Genomic DNA, 15,107 nt, shown 5'->3' with positions numbered 1-15,107 from the left:
GTATAAGTGCAGGTAGGAACGTCACTGTGTGTGACAAAAATGAATCTTTATTCCTCAGTTTGCCCCGCATACCAACATTGATGATTATTGGCCATTTAAATTTTCGAGAGGTCACCGGTTTAGCAATGGTATGCAAACATTTTCACACATTTATTAAAACAAATAAGACTGTGGAAAGAGCCTGGTATCGCCGGTTTCCTTCACCACACCAATATCAACTCAATACCATTGCTACGACAAAAAAAGATGAGGAAAAACTCCGTCATTGGCTGCAGCCGTTCGCATATGAGGACACCATCAAGTCACTTATAGAACAACGAAATATGACTCATTTTCCTGCCGACCTTCTTTTCACCAACAGTAAACTGATGTCTCAATGTGAAAAATTTGAATTAGTGGAAAAAAACAAATTTAGCCATAGTAATACAATCTGCAAGGCTACCTTCAGCGCCGATGGCTACCATCTGGTGAGCACCGGTATGGATAAAAAGGCGATAATCTATGGCCAGAAGATCAATGGGTCATGGGTACAAGAAGCCAAAATCCCCCATGACTGCTGGCTCAGATTCGCCATCTTCAGTCACGATAGTCGTCATGTGGTGAGCGCCGGTATTCATGATGGCAAAGCGAAAATCTGTGGTCAGGGTGACGATGGATCATGGCAAGAAATAGTCACTATTCGCCATAAAGGTGTTGTCCTCTCTGCCACCTTCAGCGCCGATGATCACCTTGTAATGACCGCCAGTTCGGATGGAGTGGTGAAAATCAATGGACAGGAGACCTATGGATCCTGGGAACAAAAAGCCACTATTAACCATAATGGTTCGATCGTGTCAGCCAGTTTAAGCTTCGATGGCGGACATCTGTTAGTTATCGATTCAGATAACACCATAACAATCTATGGTCAGGAAGAGGATGGATCATGGAAAGTAAAAACCGCCATTCACCATGAGGATAATGTCCGCTCTGCCACCTTCAGCACGGATGGCCACCATCTGGCAACCGCCAGCGTGGATGGTACGGCAAAAATCTATGACCTGCTGGACGATGGATCATGGAAAGCAATAACCACGATTTCTCATCGTGATAAGGTCTACTCAGCCAACTTCAGTAGCGATAGCAACCGTGTGGTGACTGCCAGCGCTGATCGCAAGGCGAAAATCTATGTCCGGAAGGCGCCCGGATCATGGGAAGAAGAAGCCACCATTGAACAACAGGGGGCAGTCACATCAGCTGACTTCAGCGCCGATGGCCGTCATCTAGTGACCGCCAGTGATGATCACACGGCGACAATCTATGGCCCGAAGGCGCCCGGATCATGGGTAAAAAAAACCACCATTACCCACAAGGGCTGGGTCCGATCAGCCACCTTTAGTGCCGATGGTTGCCATGTATTGACGATCGCCAACAAAGACAAAGAGGCTCAAATTTATGGTCTCGGAGGCGATGGGTCCTGGGTCAAAAAAGCCACTATTCGGCGCAAGTCGAGGATCGTGTTAGCCACCATCAGCAGCGATGGCCGACATGTGTTGACCATCAATGCATCTCATCAGCTGAGAATCACTGAACTGCAAAGGAAAGACCAATTACATGTGCCTTAAGGACATTGCAAGCAAAATGGGTGGACATAAGAACGTCTGCTGGAATGGGCAAAAAATCCGGGTCCCACCTTAATCCCTGTATTCAACTTTCAACAATAAGCATTTACGTTGACTCCAAGAAGTGGAACACTAAGATTATATTCTGAAGTTATTTATCCGATAACTGACGTTTAGATGGATGTACAGAAAGATCTTCGGGACTGTAGCCACAAATTGAAATGCTTTAGCCAATCAATGCCTATAGTCTAAGAACAATTTAAACAAAGATGCTTTCAATGAGTTACCTGACATTCAACTTCAATCTGGGTGAAACCAATGATCTGCTGAGAGAGCAGGTCAGACAGTTTTGCGATCATGAAATTGCTCCACTCGCACAGGAAATCGACAGGAGCAACCAGTTCCCCATGCACCTCTGGCAGAAGTTCGGAGAGATGGGTTTGCTCGGTATAACAGCAGAAGAAGAGTTTGGCGGCTCTGGCATGGGTTATCTCGCGCATGTCATCGCTATGGAAGAGATCAGCCGCGCTTCCGCCTCCGTTGCACTCAGTTATGGCGCACACTCCAATCTGTGCGTAAACCAGATCTGTCGCAACGGCAACAGAGCACAGAAGCAGAAATACCTTCCCAAGTTGATTAGTGGTGAGCACATCGGTGCTCTGGCCATGAGCGAACCCAACGCTGGGTCTGATGTTATCAGTATGAAACTGAAAGCCGAAAAAAAAGGCGACAGATATATTCTGAATGGCAATAAAATGTGGATCACCAATGGCCCTGATGCCCACATTTACGTCATTTACGCCAAAACCGAACCCAAAAAAGGTTCCCGGGGAATCACCGCATTCATCGTTGAACGAGACGCCAGGGGTTTCTCCCGCGCACAAAAACTGGACAAACTGGGCATGAGAGGCTCGAACACCTGTGAGCTGGTGTTTGAAGATTGCGAAGTGCCTGCAGAAAATGTACTGGGCAACGTCAATGAAGGGGTAGCTGTACTCATGAGTGGTCTGGACTATGAAAGGGTCGTTCTGTCCGGTGGCCCGACCGGCATTATGCAAGCCTGTATGGATATCGTGATCCCCTACATCCACGATCGTAAACAGTTTGGCAAATCCATTGGTGAATTTCAGTTGATTCAGAGCAAAGTGGCTGACATGTACAGCCAGATGAATGCCAGTAAAGCTTACCTTTATGCGGTTGCAGCAGCCTGCGATCGTGGTGAAAGTACCCGAAAAGACGCAGCCGGTGTCATTCTTTATTGTGCTGAGCGAGCTACTCAGATGGCACTGGACGCCATTCAGATTCTGGGAGGCAATGGCTACATCAATGAATACCCGACAGGTCGCCTGCTCAGAGACGCCAAACTTTATGAGATAGGTGCTGGTACATCAGAAATCCGTCGTATGCTGATTGGCAGGGAGCTGTTCCAGGAGTCATGCTAACAGCGACACGCAGTATTGCCCCTTCAGGGAACCATGCTGCCATAACAAGAATAATAAGCTCTCAAACAGCCATGGCCTTGGCATGCTGGATGTGATCTGACCTCTATCGCAACGCTGCAAGACTATGTGCAAACGAAACGGCTTCATCAGAGGCGATCAATATGCCCGTATTATCTTCAAAAGTGGCACCCGACAGTCCCGAATTCCACAAGAACCGGCGACATATGCAGGCCCTGGTAGACCAGATCAATACACGCTTTGAGACCATTGCCCGGGGCGGCAGTCAAAGATCCAGAGAAAACCATATTGCCCGAGGTAAACTATTAGCCAGGGATCGTATTGCCCAGTTGCTTGATCCCAATTCTCCCTTTCTTGAAATAGGCCGTTTTGCCGCCACAGACATCTATGATAATGACGCTCCCTGCGCCGGTGTTGTTGCAGGTATAGGTTTTGTTGCTGGCATCGAATGTATGATCCTGGCCAACGATGCTACTGTGAAAGGCGGCAGCTACTTCCCGCTTACAGTAAAAAAGCACCTGCGCGCCCAAACCATAGCTGAACAAAATCATCTTCCCTGCATTTACCTGGTGGATTCCGGAGGGGCCAACCTTCCCTATCAGGATGAAGTATTTCCAGACAGAGAACACTTCGGTCGCATCTTCTTTAACCAGGCCAATATGTCTGCCAAAGGAATCCCCCAGATTGCAGCGGTTATGGGCTCCTGTACGGCGGGAGGAGCCTATGTGCCGGCTATGGCAGACGAAACCATTATCGTCAGAAATCAGGGCACCATTTTTCTGGCAGGACCACCGCTGGTCAAAGCCGCTACCGGTGAAGAGGTCACGGCAGAAGAACTGGGTGGAGCCAGAGTTCATTGTGAACAATCCGGGGTGGCTGACCACATGGCCGAAAATGATGCCCATGCGCTTGAACTTGTGAGACACGCCATTGGCAGATTGAACAAAAAGAAAAAACACTCCGTTGCATTAGAAAAGCCTGTTCCTCCAGTCTATGATCCTGGCGAGCTCTATGGCCTTATCCCTTCTGATCTGAAACAGAATTATGACGTTCGAGAAGTCATTGCCCGAATCGTCGATGGCTCCGAATTTGATGAATTCAAGGCCCGCTATGGCAACACTCTGGTCTGCGGCTTTGCCAGAATTCATGGTCACCCGGTCGGTATTTTGGCTAACAACGGTGTTCTTTTCTCGGAATCAGCCCAAAAAGGGGCTCACTTTATTGAATTATGCTGTCAAAGACGTATACCTTTGATTTTCCTGCAAAACATCACAGGCTTTATGGTGGGTTCAAAATATGAAGCTGGAGGCATAGCGAAAGACGGCGCCAAAATGGTGAATGCAGTAGCCTGTGCAACCGTGCCAAAGCTCACCGTCATCATTGGCGGCAGTTTTGGTGCTGGCAACTACGGTATGTGTGGCCGGGCTTATGATCCAAGATTTCTATGGACCTGGCCCAATGCAAGAATTTCGGTCATGGGCGGTGAACAGGCCGCCGAAGTTCTGGCCCAGGTTAAAAAAGACAGCCTGGCCCGAAAAGGAAAAACTCTTTCTGCTGACGAAGAGGCCGCCATAAAAACACCGGTCATCGAAACCTATGACCAAAAGGGCAACCCGATTTATGCCAGTGCCCGGCTCTGGGACGACGGCATTATTGACCCCGTCAATACCCGTGACATTCTGGGACAGAGCCTTTCTGCAACCCTCAATGCGCCCATTGAAGAGACTCGCTTCGGCGTGTTCAGAATGTGAGCCAGGGAAGTAATACCATGAGCAACTCTCTCATTATCGAAACCAGCGGCAATGGTGTTGCCACCATTACCATGAATCGTCCGGAAGTGGGTAATGCCTTTAATGCCGAACTGATCAGCGAACTGATTGATGCCCTGAAACAGCTGTCTGGCGAAGAGACTCGACTCCTGCAACTGAGGGGCTCCGGCAAACATTTTTCTGCCGGAGGTGACCTTAACTGGATGAAGAACGCCATTCATCTCAGTGAGCAGGAAAACTACGACGACGCACGCACACTATCAGAACTGCTCTACACCCTGAATCACTTTCCTGCACCAACTATGGCGGTGGTTCAGGGTGCTGCATTCGGTGGTGCCATAGGACTGATTTGTGCCTGTGATATCGCAGTTGGCGCTGACAACACCCGATTCAGCCTGAGTGAGGTCAGGATTGGCCTGATTCCAGCCGTCATCAGCGCCTACGTTGTACAGGCCATTGGCACCCGTCAAGCTCGTCGTTACTTCCTCAGTGCGGAAGTCTTTTCCGGAGAAAAAGCACTTGAGTTGGAATTGCTGCATGAACTGGCGCCTGAATCAGAACTTGATGCCAAAGCCGATGAACTGACCCAACAGCTTCTGGGGAATGCTCCGGCAGCGACCCGACTGGCAAAAAGCATGCTGCACAGTGTTCATAACAGGCCCATTGATGATGAATTTGTTGAACTGGCTTGCCGGGAGATAGCCCGGATCAGAGTTTCTCCGGAAGGTCAGGAAGGTCTGGCATCATTCCTTGAAAAACGCAAACCTTCATGGAGTCAGCCATGAGCAAGAATAGCGCCATGAACTCGGACAACAGTCTCCAGAATGTAAAGCATTTCGATAAAATCCTCATTGCCAACCGGGGTGAAATCGCCTGCAGGGTAATAAGAACCGCCAGAAAACTGGGAGTCAGAACAGTCGCAGTCTACTCTGATGCGGATTACCAGGCCCTTCACAAAACCCTGGCCGATGAGGCTTATTATATTGGCCCTTCACCTGCACAGAAAAGCTACCTGTGCAGCGACAAACTGATTGAAGTAGCAAAACAATCCGGTGCCCAGGCAGTACATCCCGGCTATGGGTTTCTGTCTGAGAATGCCGACTTTGCCCTCGCATGTCATGACGCCGGCATTCACTTCATTGGACCCGGGCACGAAGCCATCAGAGCAATGGGTTCAAAAAGTGAAGCCAAAACCCTGATGGAAAAAGCCGGTGTTCCTATTTGTCCCGGTTACCACGGTTCCGATCAGTCTGATGAAACCCTGAACCTGGAGGCGGAGCGCATCGGTTACCCCCTGATGGTCAAAGCCGCCTTGGGTGGCGGCGGCAAGGGCATGAGAATTATTGAGCATCACGACCAGTTACAGGAAGGCCTTCAGGCGGCCCGAAGAGAGGCCCTGAAAAGTTTTGCCGATGACCACTTACTTCTGGAGTCGTATATCACCCAACCTCGCCATGTAGAAGTTCAGATCTTTTTCGATCATAACAATGAAGGTGTTTATCTCTTCGATCGTGACTGCTCCTTGCAGCGACGTCATCAGAAAGTCATCGAAGAAGCCCCCGCACCTGATCTTTCCGATGCCATGCGAAAAAGTATGGGAGAGGCAGCAGTCTCAGCGGGTAAGGCGATACAGTATCGCGGAGCCGGTACGGTTGAGTTCCTGGTCGACGGTGAACGTTTCTACTTTATGGAAATGAATACACGACTTCAGGTCGAGCATCCGGTCACTGAGGCAATTACCGGACAGGATCTGGTTGAATGGCAACTGGCTATTGCCGCAGGTGCATCCTTACCTCTGACCCAGGACCAGCTGCAATGTCATGGTCATGCCCTTGAAGCTCGCATTTATGCCGAAAGCCCCGATCATGATTTTTTACCCTCTTCAGGGAAAATCATGAACTTGCAATGGCCTCAAGCAGTAGATCACGTCCGCATCGATACAGGTATACGACAGGGAGATTATATTTCCAGTCACTATGATCCGATGCTGGCAAAACTGGTAGTCTGGGCTGAAAATCGTGAATCTGCTATTGATAAAATGTCCCGGGCTTTGTCTGACTATCAACAGGCTGGCTTAAGTGATAACCGTGATTTTCTGCTGCATCTGATCAATGAGCCCGCTTTCAGAGAAGCTGGATTATCCACACATTTTATTGATCAACATCCACCTCAGATAGAGCTGGATCATGATCAACTAAGAATGTCGTTGATTGCAGGAGCCCTTTATCAATTCCATCAATCTCAATACGAGGGGTCGTTACCGGCTGCTTCAGCACCGTCTCAAATGACTCTCTTTCTGAACCAACAACCCTATCTGATTTCACTGGAAAAAGTGTCTGAAGGATTCAGGGTGAGTCTGCCTGATGGCTATTGTCAGGCTGATATCCACTGGTATGAGGCAGAGTCTGGTTGTTTGTCGGGACAACTGTTGATTGGCGATCACACAGAGTTCTCTTCGACACAATTAACATCACAATGTCGTGTGCTTCCCCTACCGGAAGCCAGACTGAAAATATTCTTCCCGCACTTCAGTGTCGAGCTGTGTCTTTCAGGACAATGCCTGACCGCTCACGATGGTTCTGAAGCCATGTCAGCACCAATGAACGGAACCGTCAGCTCTGTCATGGTCTCAGAGGGACAGCAGGTCAATGCCGGAGCCCCTTTAATGGTTATGGAAGCCATGAAAATGGAACATACCATTCATGCTCCCTGCGGCGGAATGATTGAGTCGATCTTTTACAAGGAAGGCGACCGAGTGGACGCTGGTTCTTCACTCATGAGTTTTCAGGAAGCCTTGAGCAAGGGTACAAAGGAAAACGAAAATGCTGCCTGAATCTGTCCGCATTGTTGAAGTTGGACCCCGTGACGGGCTACAGAATCTGCCAACGCCAGCGTCTTCAGAAACCCGGGTAGAACTGGTCAACTTACTGTCTCAGTCTGGTCTTGAGCACATTGAAACCGGCAGTTTCGTTTCCTCCAACTATGTTCCTCAGATGGCGGGCTCGGATCAGGTATTCCAGACCATTAAGCGACAAAGTAACGTTGTTTACACGGCTTTGACCCCCAACCTCAGGGGGATGGAAGATGCCCTGAAGGCAGGAGCGGACGAGGCCGCAGTGTTTGCCTCAGCTTCCGAAGGTTTCAGTCAGAAAAATATTAACTGCTCCATTGCCGAGAGCCTTAAACGTTTTGAACCGGTTATGGAGTTGGCCAGACAGAATAATATGCCCGTCAGAGGCTATGTTTCTTGCATTATCAGTTGTCCTTATGATGGTGCAACCTCACCTCGGCAAGTGGCTGAAGTGACCAAAGCGCTCTATCAAATGGGATGTTACGAAGTATCCCTTGGAGATACCCTGGGCACAGGAACACCTCTTCGGGTTAAAAGAGTTCTGGAAGCCTGTTGTCGTGAAGTGTCTATCAAACACCTTGCTGCTCACTATCACAATACTTACGGACAGGCATTAGCCAATATTTACGCATCCCTTGAGGAAGGTCTGGCGGTTGTGGATTCGGCGGTTGCAGGTCTGGGCGGCTGCCCCTATGCACCGGGGGCCTCTGGCAATGTTGCGACCGAAGATGTGCTCTATCTAATGGAAGGTCTGAACATCAAAACCGGCGTGCAGATGGACAAGCTTTTGGAGGCCGCTGCCTTCATCTGTCATCAACTGGGTATTCGTTCTCACTCGAACACTGGACTGGCTTTAAAAAAAATAAAACAGGATCGCATATGACGCAGCTCTGGACACCTGACGAGAACCGGATTCAAACATCAAATCTTCATACATTCATTCAGTCTGTCAATGACAGTACCGTTCAGCAGCTGACTGACTACCACTCCCTCTATGACTGGAGTCTCAGTGATCGTTATGCTTTCTGGGAAAACCTGGCAAAATTTGTCGATATTCACTTTCACTCCCCACCCTCTGCCATCTGCAACCATGATCAAATGCCGGGGGCAAAGTGGTTCCCGGACTCAACTCTCAACTATGCAGAACACATGCTGCGGTATGGTAAAGATGCTGCGAAGGCTACAAAAGATGCGCTGATTTTCAGACGCGAAGACGGCCACCGTACCACCTTGAGTTGTGGCGAACTGACTAAAGCGGTCGCGGCAGCTCAGGCAGGACTGAAAGCGGCAGGGGTCAGCAAAGGAGACAGAGTTGCAGCTTTTATGCCCAACTGCCCTGAAACCCTGATCATGATGCTGGCTACCACCGCCCTGGGAGCTATCTGGTCGTCCTGTTCGCCAGACTTTGGTATTCAGGGCGTTCTGGACCGTTTTGGGCAAATCACACCAAAAGTACTGCTCAGTATCGACGGCTATCTATATGGTGGCAAAACGATTCAGTGTCTGGAAAAGGCTCAATCCCTTCAGGCACAGATCCCTTCTATCGAACAAACCGTCATTGTGCCATTCCTGAGCACCGGTGCCGATATCAGTTCCCGAACCTCATTGATCTTATACGACGATTTTATTATTCAAGACATTGATACACCTGAGTTTGTAGCGGTGGACTTTAATCATCCTCTGTTCATTATGTACTCTTCAGGCACGACCGGAGCACCAAAGTGCATCGTGCATGGACATGGCGGAACCCTTCTGCAACACCTGAAGGAATTGTCTCTACACACGAATTTAAAACCCGAAGACATTATCTTCTACTTCTCTACTTGCGGCTGGATGATGTGGAACTGGCTGGTTTCCTCTCTTGCTTTGGGTGCCACTGTCGTTCTTTATGATGGTTCCCCTTTCTATCCCGAACCGCGAAGTCTTATAGATATGGCGGAAGAAGAAGGCATCACTGTTTTTGGCACCAGTGCAAAATACATTGCAGCATTGGAAAAAGCCGGGGTTAAGCCTGCTGAATCTCACTCTTTACCAAGGCTGAAGACTATTCTGTCTACGGGCTCTCCTCTGCTTCACGAGAGCTTTGATTACGTATACCGGCACATCAAAAAAGATCTGTGCCTGTCTTCTATTTCTGGTGGCACCGATATCATCTCCTGCTTTGCTCTGGGCTGCCCTGCCTTACCAGTTAATAAAGGGGAGATTCAGTGCCGCGGACTGGGAATGGACGTTCAGTTTGTCAGCCCTGAAGGCAAGCCTCTGTTGGAAGAGAAGGGTGAACTGACCTGTCAGAGCAGTTTTCCATCCATGCCCATTGGATTCTGGAATGATCCCGAAAATAAAAACTATCACAAAGCCTATTTCAGCCAGTTCCCGGGTGTCTGGGCCCATGGAGACTTTGGTGAGCTGACAGAAAATAAGGGAGTGATCATTCACGGTCGGGCAGATGCTGTATTGAATCCAGGTGGCGTAAGAATCGGGACTGCAGAAATTTACCGACAGGTTGAAAAGGTAGCAGAGGTACTCGAAAGTATTGCCATTGATCAGGAGTGGAAAGGCGATGTCAGGGTTGTTCTGTTTGTTAAGTTGCGAGATGGCAACACGCTGAATGACGAGCTCATCGACGAAATTAAAAAAACTATTCGGGCCAATACAACACCCCGTCATGTACCCGCAGTTGTACTACAGACACCGGATATCCCCAGGACAATCAGTGGCAAGATTGTTGAGCTGGCCGTCAGGGATGTTGTCCATGACAAACCGGTTGCCAATACCGATACCCTGGCAAACCCGGAAGCTTTAGAGTATTTCCGAAAACGACCAGAACTTCAGGATTAAGAGGCTGCCGCCCCTGAGGCGGCAGTTTGTCAATGCTCTTTGGAGACCACCCGGTCAACGGGAGCGCCCACCACAAACTGATACAGATTTTCGTAGGATTGCCAGGTATGGGATCCAAAAAGAGGATCTGGAGTCTCTTTCAAAGCCTCACTTACCTGCTTAAGGTCTTCCTCCGTCAGAATGGCTTTCATCGCCGGGATTAAAACCCTGTTTTCTTTCTTTATGTGAGCCCTTTGCAACTCAACGTATTTTTGATATTCCGCCAACAGCTGATTGACCGGGATAACCTGATCCATAGCCAGAGCATTGAAGCGCTCTATCAAACTGGTGGTTAACTGACGTATTTCTTCATGTTCAGCCTCTACTTCTGCCATAAGATTGCGCTGGCTGGCATCAGTCAGTCTCGGACGGAGACGGGATAGCAATCGGGATTCCAGTGGGTGATGGAAGCTGTCCGGATAATTATGCAGGTAATCCAGAACATCGAGGATCAGTCAGACTTTGGGTGTACGCTGACTGTCATCTTTGTATCCGGCGTGATCCAAACAATCGAGCAGCCGCAAAAGGTGCTCATGATCCTTCACAAGTCTATTGATCGGCAGCGACATAGCACACTCCCTCCCTTGTTCTTCTTAATTATGAAATGCCAGCTCTGAAAGAAAACTTAAGGGATCTTCAAGACATTCAGACATTTCAGCCCGGGGCTCGAGAATAGACAGCCCTCTATGGAGTCAAGTGAATAAAAACCCTCTCACATTCTGAAAGCTGGATCTATTCTATTTACAGAATATTTCCGAAGGGTTGCTCCAATGCCTTATTTTGCCACTATTCAAGTCAACCTGCTCAACAACCATTTGAGCAGGTTCGCAGAATAACTGCACTCAGCCGTAATCCAGAAGTTCTTGAGTCAAAGGAGTTGTTGGAGTTTTGCGACAGCCTCTTCATACGGAGACTGAATTCCCGTAACCTTAAAAAGGTAATGGTTTCACTCTGAACAATAAAAGTAATGAACTGTAAGGAGCCCTGACATGAGTGCTCAAATCAACCATTTCATCGCCGGCTTGCCCTCTGCACCCAGCGCACGACAGTTACCCGTTTTTAACCCTGCTACCGGACAGCAGGAAGCTTCTGTTTCTCTGGCCAGTGCCATGGAGGTCGAGGTTGCTATAGCCACAGCCAAACAGGCTTTTGAGCAATGGCGAAATGTCACCCCACTAAATCGCGCAAGACTTCTCTTCAAATACAGGGAACTGGTTGAAAGACACCGTAATGAGCTGGCTGAAATGCTGACCAGAGAACATGGAAAAGTTCTGGAAGATGCTCATGGCGATATTACCCGTGGATTGGAAGTCGTAGAATTCGCTTGTGGTATTCCTCACCTGCTGAAAGGGGAATACACAGAAAATGTGGGAACTGATGTGGATGCCTGGTCCGTCAGCCAACCCTTGGGCGTAGTGGCCGGAATCACACCTTTTAACTTCCCGGCCATGGTTCCCATGTGGATGTTCCCCCTGGCCATTGCCTGCGGTAACACGTTTATTCTCAAACCTTCAGAAAAAGACCCCTCAGTTCCTTTCCGTCTGGCCGAGTTGATGAAAGAAGCCGGTCTTCCCGATGGTGTTTTGAATGTGGTCAATGGTGATAAGGAAGCTGTTGATACTATCCTCGCCTCAAGGGATGTTCAGGCCGTCAGTTTTGTTGGCTCTACAGCTGTTGCTGAGTATATCTATCAGAAAGGCTGCCACCACGGAAAGCGCGTTCAGGCTCTGGGTGGAGCCAAAAACCACATGGTTATTATGCCAGATGCTGATCTTGATCAGGCCGTTGATGCACTGATAGGTGCTGCCTATGGTTCTGCGGGCGAACGCTGTATGGCTATTTCTGTTGCAGTTGCTGTGGGTGATGTAGCGGATGCACTGATTGAACGCCTGACTCCGAGAGTGAAAGCCTTGAAGGTGGGTAACGGTCTGATGTCTGGTATTGAACTGGGTCCACTCATCAGCCAGGAGCACCGCAGCAAGGTATCAGGTTATGTGGATGCCGGTATTGCCCAGGGTGCCAAACTGGTCGTGGACGGCAGAAATTTTTCCGTTGAGGGCCACGAAGAGGGTTACTTTCTGGGCGGCTGCCTGTTCGACAATGTTACCACCGATATGTCCATTTACCGGGAAGAGATATTCGGACCGGTACTGTCGATAGTACGAGTGCCTGATTATGAGACAGCGGTCACCCTGATCAATGATCATGAATACGGCAACGGTGCTGCCATATTCACTCGTGATGGCAACAGTGCCCGACAGTTTGCCCATGACATCCAGATCGGCATGGTCGGTATTAATGTACCCATTCCAGTCCCAATGTCATTCCACAGCTTTGGCGGCTGGAAGCGGTCTCTGTTTGGTCCACTGCATATGCACGGCATGGAAGGTGTGAAGTTTTATACACGTCGCAAAGCTATTACTTCTCGTTGGCCAATCGGAATCAGACCAGGCGCAGAGTTTGTCATTCCTACCATGAAATGAATAGCCACTGAACATTAGAAGCTGGCACACAGCAGAATCAGTTGTCAGAGACAACAGGAGCGGCCGGTCATCAAGATCTTCTTAAAAACATAGCAATATGGGGGATACCATCTTCCTCATAGATGTCACCTTCAGCTTTAAAGCCATAAGCGCCATAAAATGTTTGAAGGTGAGCCTGACCACTGAGATAAAGATCATACTCAGGAAAGAGTTCGGTGGCTTTTTCTACCGCTCGTTTCATCAACTCTTTGCCCAACCCGCCACCACGGTAAGAGTATGTAGTGATAACACGACCAATAGCCACAACAGATTCGGGGGAGGATGGGGGTATAATCCTCAGATAGGCCGCAAGATTATTTTCACCTTCCCTCCAGCCTGATAAGTGCAGACACCTTTGATCAACCCCATCCGCATCGTGATAAGGGCAATCCTGCTCAACGATAAAGACATCCTGACGGGCTTTAAGAATGCTATATACTTCCTGCCCGGTAAGTTCTTCAAACCTGGACCATTGCCAATTAATCAAACCCGAATCCAACCCAAAATCAATCAACCTGTGTGTGAATATCTATTCACTGTTAAGTAACGAGCTACCCAACAGAGTATCCTGCTCGCCGGACCATCTCTCAAGAATTAAAAACAAAAAACTCTGGCTTCCAAAAGCAAACCAGAGTTTTCGGTTCAGATAACCTTAAATCAGATTTCAGACAGCATTTCAGCAGCAGATCTGTAGGTCAGGTTTTGTACCTGAGCAACGCTCTCACAGGTCACTATGCCTTTGCAGACGTTAAGACCTTCCAGCAGGTGTGAATTATCCTCAAGAGCTTTACGAGTCCCCTTATTGGCAATGTCCAGAACATATGGCAGCGTTGCATTTGTCAGTGCCACTGTAGAAGTTCTTGCCACGGCACCTGGCATGTTGGCCACACAGTAGTGAACAACACCATCCACGATGAAGGTAGGATCATCATGGGTGGTGGGTCTGGACGTTTCAACACAACCACCCTGATCAATAGCAACATCAACAATAACAGAGCCACGCTTCATTCTGCTGACAAGATCTCTGGTCACCAATTTGGGTGCGGCAGCACCTGGCAGCAGAACTCCGCCTACCAGCAGATCAGCTGTCAGTACATGCTCTTCAATAGAATGATGAGTAGAAAACACGGTTTTAATACGGTTGCCATAGCGGGCGTCAAGCTGTCTGAGAGTGTCCACAGAGCGATCCAGAATAACAGCGTCTGCTCCCATGCCGACAGCCATAGCTGCAGCATTTTGACCAACAACACCGCCACCGATAATGACAACCTTCGCAGGATCTACACCCGGAACACCGCCCATGAGTACGCCACGACCTGACTGGGACTTTTCGAGACAGTGGGCACCAGCCTGAATAGACATACGACCTGCGACTTCTGACATGGGTGCCAGCAAAGGCAGACGACCATTAGCATCTGTTACAGTCTCATAAGCAATGCAGGTAGCTCCTGATTCAATCAGATCCTGAGTTTGAGGAACATCTGGCGCCAGATGAAGGTAAGTAAAGAGAGTATGGTGAGGACGCAGCCTTGCTCTTTCAATAGCCTGAGGTTCCTTGACCTTAACAATCAGCTCAGCCTTTTTGAAAACTGCCTCGGCACTTTTAACAACAGTAGCTCCGGCATTCTCATAACAATCATTGGTGAAACCAATACCTGCTCCGGCATTCATTTCAACCATAACTTCATGTCCCTGTGCCACGAGTTCCTTAACTGCAGCGGGTGTCAACCCGACTCGATACTCATGATTTTTTATTTCTTTCGGCACACCTACCAGCATATATTCCCCCAGCCCAAGCTTTATCTACGCTTATAAACTAGTATAAGACCCTCGGTTTAGTGAATTATTTTTATTTGAAATTTTTTTCAGAATATTCAACCAAAAAAACTAACACTACAAATAAAATCACCAACTCCAGAAATTTTCAGGCAATCAACTGCCTCACCGCAAGCGAAGAGGAAAAAGACTCCCAGGGGTTAGTCAATAGAAACAATAAAGAGGCTTTAAAGATTGGAGAAAGCACGTACCAA

General features: G+C 48.7%; 11 protein-coding genes. 8 read left to right on the top strand and 3 right to left on the bottom strand.

What is annotated here, in order from left to right; genetic code table 11:
* The first annotated feature begins 26 nt into the window (after positions 1–26).
* The 7 genes from ACOJUN_RS15610 (at position 27) to ACOJUN_RS15580 (ending at position 10,516) form a co-directional block, all read left to right on the top strand.
* A complete protein-coding gene (locus ACOJUN_RS15610; RefSeq protein WP_422132864.1) occupies positions 27–1,601 on the top strand; it encodes an F-box/WD repeat-containing protein in 1,575 nt (524 codons plus the stop codon).
* A 275-nt stretch (positions 1,602–1,876) separates the two neighbouring features.
* Entirely contained in the window at positions 1,877–3,040 is a 1,164-nt protein-coding gene (locus ACOJUN_RS15605) for an isovaleryl-CoA dehydrogenase (RefSeq protein ID WP_422132863.1), read from the top strand.
* A 161-nt stretch (positions 3,041–3,201) separates the two neighbouring features.
* On the top strand, positions 3,202–4,809 hold the full coding sequence (locus tag ACOJUN_RS15600; protein WP_422132862.1) for a carboxyl transferase domain-containing protein: 1,608 nt from the start codon (positions 3,202–3,204) through the stop codon (positions 4,807–4,809).
* Between the two features lie 17 nt (positions 4,810–4,826).
* A complete protein-coding gene (locus ACOJUN_RS15595) occupies positions 4,827–5,612 on the top strand; it encodes an enoyl-CoA hydratase-related protein (protein WP_422132861.1) in 786 nt (261 codons plus the stop codon).
* Positions 5,609–7,660 (top strand): acetyl/propionyl/methylcrotonyl-CoA carboxylase subunit alpha, encoded by a 2,052-nt coding sequence (locus ACOJUN_RS15590; protein ID WP_422132860.1) that lies wholly within the window; start codon positions 5,609–5,611, stop codon positions 7,658–7,660. Before ACOJUN_RS15595 ends, ACOJUN_RS15590 begins: the two co-directional genes overlap by 4 nt.
* The gene (locus ACOJUN_RS15585; RefSeq protein WP_422132859.1) at positions 7,650–8,561 is read left to right on the top strand and encodes a hydroxymethylglutaryl-CoA lyase; all 912 of its coding nucleotides are present in this window, start codon (positions 7,650–7,652) and stop codon (positions 8,559–8,561) included. The genes ACOJUN_RS15590 and ACOJUN_RS15585 overlap by 11 nt, the downstream gene beginning before the upstream one ends.
* The gene (locus ACOJUN_RS15580; RefSeq protein ID WP_422132858.1) at positions 8,558–10,516 is read left to right on the top strand and encodes an acetoacetate--CoA ligase; all 1,959 of its coding nucleotides are present in this window, start codon (positions 8,558–8,560) and stop codon (positions 10,514–10,516) included. The genes ACOJUN_RS15585 and ACOJUN_RS15580 overlap by 4 nt, the downstream gene beginning before the upstream one ends.
* 29 nt (positions 10,517–10,545) lie before the next feature.
* On the opposite strand, the gene ACOJUN_RS15575 is transcribed toward ACOJUN_RS15580, so the two are convergent.
* Complete coding sequence (locus ACOJUN_RS15575; protein WP_422137079.1) at positions 10,546–10,995, bottom strand: hemerythrin domain-containing protein; 450 nt, start codon at positions 10,993–10,995, stop codon at positions 10,546–10,548.
* Between the two features lie 549 nt (positions 10,996–11,544).
* Here ACOJUN_RS15575 and ACOJUN_RS15570 point away from each other — a divergent pair.
* Complete coding sequence (locus tag ACOJUN_RS15570; RefSeq protein WP_422132857.1) at positions 11,545–13,038, top strand: CoA-acylating methylmalonate-semialdehyde dehydrogenase; 1,494 nt, start codon at positions 11,545–11,547, stop codon at positions 13,036–13,038.
* 70 nt (positions 13,039–13,108) lie between these two features.
* Here the strand turns inward: ACOJUN_RS15570 and ACOJUN_RS15565 are convergent, their stop codons facing one another.
* The gene (locus ACOJUN_RS15565; RefSeq protein WP_422132856.1) at positions 13,109–13,564 is read right to left on the bottom strand and encodes a GNAT family N-acetyltransferase; all 456 of its coding nucleotides are present in this window, start codon (positions 13,562–13,564) and stop codon (positions 13,109–13,111) included.
* A gap of 170 nt (positions 13,565–13,734) precedes the next feature.
* Entirely contained in the window at positions 13,735–14,856 is a 1,122-nt protein-coding gene (gene ald, locus ACOJUN_RS15560) for an alanine dehydrogenase (RefSeq protein ID WP_422132855.1), read from the bottom strand.
* Positions 14,857–15,107: the final 251 nt, after the last annotated feature.

It is taken from the genome of Endozoicomonas sp. ALD040 (assembly GCF_049275945.1).
GTDB lineage: Bacteria > Pseudomonadota > Gammaproteobacteria > Pseudomonadales > Endozoicomonadaceae > Endozoicomonas_A.
Note: the sequence above shows the minus strand (reverse complement) of the source record. Positions and strands in the feature narration are given on the sequence as shown.

What these genes read in the sequence shown, in the direction of transcription:
- ACOJUN_RS15595 (WP_422132861.1), top strand. Translation starts at nt 4,827, where the DNA reads ATGAGCAACTCTCTCATTATCGAAACCAGCGGCAATGGTGTTGCCACC.
- ACOJUN_RS15600 (WP_422132862.1), top strand. Translation starts at nt 3,202, where the DNA reads ATGCCCGTATTATCTTCAAAAGTGGCACCCGACAGTCCCGAATTCCAC.
- ald (WP_422132855.1), bottom strand. Translation starts at nt 14,856, where the DNA reads ATGCTGGTAGGTGTGCCGAAAGAAATAAAAAATCATGAGTATCGAGTC.
- ACOJUN_RS15590 (WP_422132860.1), top strand. Translation starts at nt 5,609, where the DNA reads ATGAGCAAGAATAGCGCCATGAACTCGGACAACAGTCTCCAGAATGTA.
- ACOJUN_RS15580 (WP_422132858.1), top strand. Translation starts at nt 8,558, where the DNA reads ATGACGCAGCTCTGGACACCTGACGAGAACCGGATTCAAACATCAAAT.
- ACOJUN_RS15585 (WP_422132859.1), top strand. Translation starts at nt 7,650, where the DNA reads ATGCTGCCTGAATCTGTCCGCATTGTTGAAGTTGGACCCCGTGACGGG.
- ACOJUN_RS15570 (WP_422132857.1), top strand. Translation starts at nt 11,545, where the DNA reads ATGAGTGCTCAAATCAACCATTTCATCGCCGGCTTGCCCTCTGCACCC.
- ACOJUN_RS15605 (WP_422132863.1), top strand. Translation starts at nt 1,877, where the DNA reads ATGAGTTACCTGACATTCAACTTCAATCTGGGTGAAACCAATGATCTG.